Annotated in this window: 4 protein-coding genes; all 4 read right to left on the bottom strand. The window is 66.9% G+C overall.

Going from position 1 to position 4,212, the window contains the following annotated elements:
- Positions 1-60: 60 nt before the first annotated feature.
- The 4 genes from ACFQ7F_RS45480 to ACFQ7F_RS45465 are packed head-to-tail and all read right to left on the bottom strand — an operon-like array spanning position 61 to position 4,156.
- Positions 61-1,209 (bottom strand): ABC transporter ATP-binding protein, encoded by a 1,149-nt coding sequence (locus ACFQ7F_RS45480; protein ID WP_383285563.1) that lies wholly within the window; start codon positions 1,207-1,209, stop codon positions 61-63.
- Entirely contained in the window at positions 1,202-2,263 is a 1,062-nt protein-coding gene (locus tag ACFQ7F_RS45475) for an ABC transporter ATP-binding protein (RefSeq protein WP_383285560.1), read from the bottom strand. The genes ACFQ7F_RS45480 and ACFQ7F_RS45475 overlap by 8 nt, the downstream gene beginning before the upstream one ends.
- Before the next feature lie 11 nt (positions 2,264-2,274).
- Entirely contained in the window at positions 2,275-3,234 is a 960-nt protein-coding gene (locus ACFQ7F_RS45470) for an ABC transporter permease (protein ID WP_383285557.1), read from the bottom strand.
- Positions 3,227-4,156, bottom strand: a complete 930-nt coding sequence (locus ACFQ7F_RS45465) for an ABC transporter permease (RefSeq protein WP_383285554.1) — start codon at positions 4,154-4,156, stop codon at positions 3,227-3,229. Before ACFQ7F_RS45465 ends, ACFQ7F_RS45470 begins: the two co-directional genes overlap by 8 nt.
- Positions 4,157-4,212: the final 56 nt, after the last annotated feature.

Raw genomic sequence — 4,212 nt, 5'->3', positions numbered from 1 at the left:
GCCCGGAACCGAGTGGTTCCGGGCGCCCCCATCACGTACAGCCAAAAGCCGACGCCGAGACTACGCCGCGTGCACGACGTCCTTCTCCTCGGCGAAGTGACACGCCGAATCATGCGCCGCCGGAGTGTCCTGGCCCACGAACTGCTGCGGGATCGCGAGCAAAGGGGTCTCCTCCGCGCACTTCGCCTCCGCCTTCCAGCAGCGGGTGCGGAAGCGGCAGCCCGACGGCGGGTTCGCGGGGGACGGGACGTCACCGGTGAGGATGATCCGCTCGCGGCCCTCGCGCGCCTCCGGGTCCGGCACCGGCACCGCGGAGAGCAGCGCCTGCGTGTACGGGTGCGTCGGGTGCTCGTAGATCTGCTCGTCCGAGCCGATCTCCGCCATCTTGCCGAGGTACATCACGCCCACGCGGTCCGAGATGTGCCGGACGATCGACAGGTCGTGCGCGATGAAGAGGTACGAGAGGTTGAACTCGTCCTGCAGCCTCGCCATCAGGTTGATGACCTGCGCCTGCACCGACACATCGAGCGCCGATACCGGCTCGTCGCAGATGATGATCTCGGGGTTCAGGGCCAGCCCGCGCGCGATACCGATGCGCTGGCGCTGGCCGCCCGAGAACTGGTGCGGGTAGCGGTTGATGTACTCCGGGTTCAGGCCCACCACGTCCAGGAGGTCCTGGACCTTCTGGCGGCGCGAGCCCTTGGGAGCCACCTCGGGGTGGATCTCGAACGGCTCCCCGATGATGTCGCCCACAGTCATACGGGGGTTGAGCGACGTGTACGGGTCCTGGAACACCATCTGGATGTTGCGGCGGACCGCCTTCAGCGCGCGCCCGGACAGCTTGGTGATGTCCTGGCCCTTGTAGAAGACCTCGCCCGCCGTGGCGCGCTCCAGTGTCATCAGAAGCCTGGCGACCGTGGACTTGCCACAGCCGGACTCGCCCACGATGCCCAGGGTCTCGCCCTGGTAGAGGTCGAAGGAGATCCCGTCGACCGCTTTGACGGCGCCGATCTGCTTCTTGATGAGGATTCCCTGCGTGAGCGGGAAGTGCTTCACCAAGTTGCGGACCTGGAGGATCGGCTCGCCACGCTCCACCGGCGCCTCGATGGCCGCGACGGCCTCATCGGCACTTGCCGCGTCGACCGTTTCCACCTCGGAGACGTTCGGGGTCGGGTCCTGAGGCTCGTCAGTCCCTTTGAGCTCAGCCATGGATCGTCTCCTTCCAGAAGTGGCACGCGCTGCCGCGGCCCGGCAGCTCCGCGCCGTCCTGCTCACTCACCGGCACCAGGGCCGGAACGTCCGTACGGCAGATGTCCTGCGCCTTGGGGCAGCGCGGGTTGAATGCACAGCCGGACGGGATGTGGAGCAGGTTGGGCGGCAGGCCCTTGATCGCGTAGAGCTCCTGGCCCTTCTGGTCGAGGCGGGGAATCGACTCGAGCAGACCGCGCGTGTACGGGTGCGCGGGGCGCTTGTAGAGCTCGTGGACCGGGGCCGTCTCGACGATCCGGCCCGCGTACATCACCGCGATCTTGTCCGCGACGTCGGCGACCACGCCGAGGTCGTGGGTGATCAGGATCAGGCCCATGTGGTACTCGCGCTGCAGCTCGGCAAGCAGGTCCATGACCTGCGCCTGGACCGTCACGTCGAGCGCCGTGGTGGGCTCGTCCGCGATGATCAGGTCCGGCTCGAGAGCGAGCGCCATCGCGATCATGATGCGCTGGCGCATACCGCCGGAGAACTGGTGCGGGTAGTCGTTCACCCGCTCCTTGGCGGCCGGGATCTTCACCCGCTCCATCAGCTCGATGGCCTTGGCCTTGGCCTGCTTGCGGCCGAGTCCGTCGTGCACCCGGAACATCTCGCCGAGCTGATAGCCCACCGAGAGCACGGGGTTGAGCGACGAAAGCGCGTCCTGGAAGATCATGGCGATCTTGCGACCGCGGATCTTCCTGCGCTCCTCGTTGGACATCTTCAGCATGTCCTGGCCGCGGAAGAGGATCTCTCCCTGCGGGATCTTGCCGGGCGGCATGTCGAGGATGCCCATGATGGCCTGGGCCGTCACGGACTTGCCGGAGCCGGACTCACCGAGGACGGCGAGCGTCTCGCCCGCGTCCACGCTGTAGTTGACGCCGTTGACCGCCTTGGCCACACCTTCACGGGTGTGGAACTCGACGTGCAGGTCCTTGACGTCAAGCAGCCTGCCGCCCTTTTCCTCGCCCGAGCGGGGGGCGGGAACCGAGTCTTCCTTGATGTCGATGCTGGTCATTTACGCCTCCCTCAGCGCAGCTTCGGGTCGAGGGCTTCGCGTACGGCGTCACCCATCATGATGAACGCCAGCACCGTGATACTCAGCATTCCTGCCGGGAAGAACAGCGTGTGCGGGTTGTTCCGGATGTCCTGAGTGGCGTCGGAGATGTCGCCGCCCCAGGAGATGGCGCCGTCACCGAGGCCGAGGCCGAGGTACGACAGCGTCGACTCGGCGACGATGTACGTGCCGAGCGAGATGGTCGCCACGACGATCACCGGAGCCAGCGCGTTCGGCAGGATGTGGCGGAACAGGATCCGCTTCGTCCCGGCGCCGAGCGCGCGCGCCGCCACCACGTAGTCGGCGTGCTTGGTGGTGATCACCGCGCCGCGCATCACGCGGGCGATCTGCGTCCAGCCCAGGAAGGCGAGGGCGCCCATGACGACCCACACCGTGCGCTCCGTGAAGGCGTTCAGGACGACCATCGCGCCGAGCAGGAACGGGATGCCGAAGAACACGTCGGTGAGCCGGGAGATGAGGCTGTCCCAGAAGCCGCCGAAGTAGCCCGCGAGCATGCCGCACAGTCCGCCGAAGAGGGTGACCAGGATGGTCACGCCGACGCCGACGAGGATCGAGTTGCGCGCGCCGTGCACGACACGGGAGTAGATGCTGCGGCCGACCCTGTCGTATCCGAACCAGTCCGCCTGGAAGAAGTGGCTGAGCTCAGGCTTCCCCAGGAAGTGGTTGACCTGGTCGCCGGATTCCGGGTTCGTGCCGGTGAACAGGCCGGGGAAGGCCGCCACCAGGAGCAGGACGAAGATCAGGACCGCGGATATGACGAAGAGCGGATTGCGCCGCAGCTCCCGCCACGCGTCGTTCCACAGGCTGCGCGGCTTGCCCGGTGCGGGACCGGCGGCGATCGCGTCGACAGGGGCGGAGTCCGGCGCCGCGGCCGTCTCGTCCGTGGCCGGGGTCTTGGTGAGGTCAGGCATAACGGATCCTCGGGTCCAGGACCGCGTAAAGCAGGTCGACGATCAGGCTGGCTGCGAGGTACACGAGCACCAGGACCGTGACGATCCCGACGATGACCGCGCCCTCACGGCGGGCGAGAGCCTGGAAGAGGAGGTTGCCGACGCCCGTCACATTGAAGATTCCCTCGGTGATGACCGCGCCGCCCATCAGGGCACCGACGTCCGTACCGAGGTACGTCACCACGGGGATCAGCGAGTTGCGCAGCAGATGCCGGGTGATGATGCGCTGGCGCGGCAGGCCTTTGGCCACAGCGGTGCGCATGTAGTCCGCCTGCCGGTTCTCGGCGATCGACGTACGGGTCAGTCTTGCCACGTAGGCGAGGCCGACCATGCCGAGCACGATCGCGGGAACCAGCAACTGGCCCATGTTCTCGGAGTCCTGAACCGTGGGTGTGATCCACCCCAGCTCATTGCCGAAGAACAGCTGGCACAACAGACCGACCACGAAGATCGGAGTGGAGATCACCAGGAGCGTGAAGAGCGTGACCGAGTTGTCCACGAAACGGCCGCGCCTGATGCCGGCGAGGACGCCGAGCGTGATGCCGACGATGAGCTCGAACGTCCAGGCCATGGAGGCCAGTCGTATCGAGACCGGGAACGCCTGGGTGATTTCGTCCAGGACGGGCCGGTTACCGGCGATCGTCTTGCCGAAGTCCCCTTGCAGCAGGCCGCCCATGTAGTGGAAGTACTGCTGCCAGAGCGGCAGATCCAGACCACGGTCGTGGCGAATCTGCGCCACCTGCGCCGGGTCCGGCGGCTTGTCGCCCCACAGCGCCCGTACGGGGTCGCCGGGGAGCACGTTGACCATGATGAAGATCAACAGGGTCGTCCCGATGAAAACCGGGATCATCTGGAGCAGTCGCCGCGCGACATAACGCCCCATTGGTGCCTCCGTCCAATCCGGAGCCGCCCGAAGCGACGCCCGGGATCGCCGGGCGT

It is taken from the genome of Streptomyces sp. NPDC056486, assembly GCF_042795295.1.
Lineage (GTDB): Bacteria > Actinomycetota > Actinomycetes > Streptomycetales > Streptomycetaceae > Streptomyces.
Note: the sequence above shows the minus strand (reverse complement) of the source record. Positions and strands in the feature narration are given on the sequence as shown.

Coding starts and splice junctions, on each gene's coding strand:
- ACFQ7F_RS45480 (WP_383285563.1), bottom strand. CDS start 1,209: ATGGCTGAGCTCAAAGGGACTGACGAGCCTCAGGACCCGACCCCGAAC.
- ACFQ7F_RS45475 (WP_383285560.1), bottom strand. CDS start 2,263: ATGACCAGCATCGACATCAAGGAAGACTCGGTTCCCGCCCCCCGCTCG.
- ACFQ7F_RS45470 (WP_383285557.1), bottom strand. CDS start 3,234: ATGCCTGACCTCACCAAGACCCCGGCCACGGACGAGACGGCCGCGGCG.
- ACFQ7F_RS45465 (WP_383285554.1), bottom strand. CDS start 4,156: ATGGGGCGTTATGTCGCGCGGCGACTGCTCCAGATGATCCCGGTTTTC.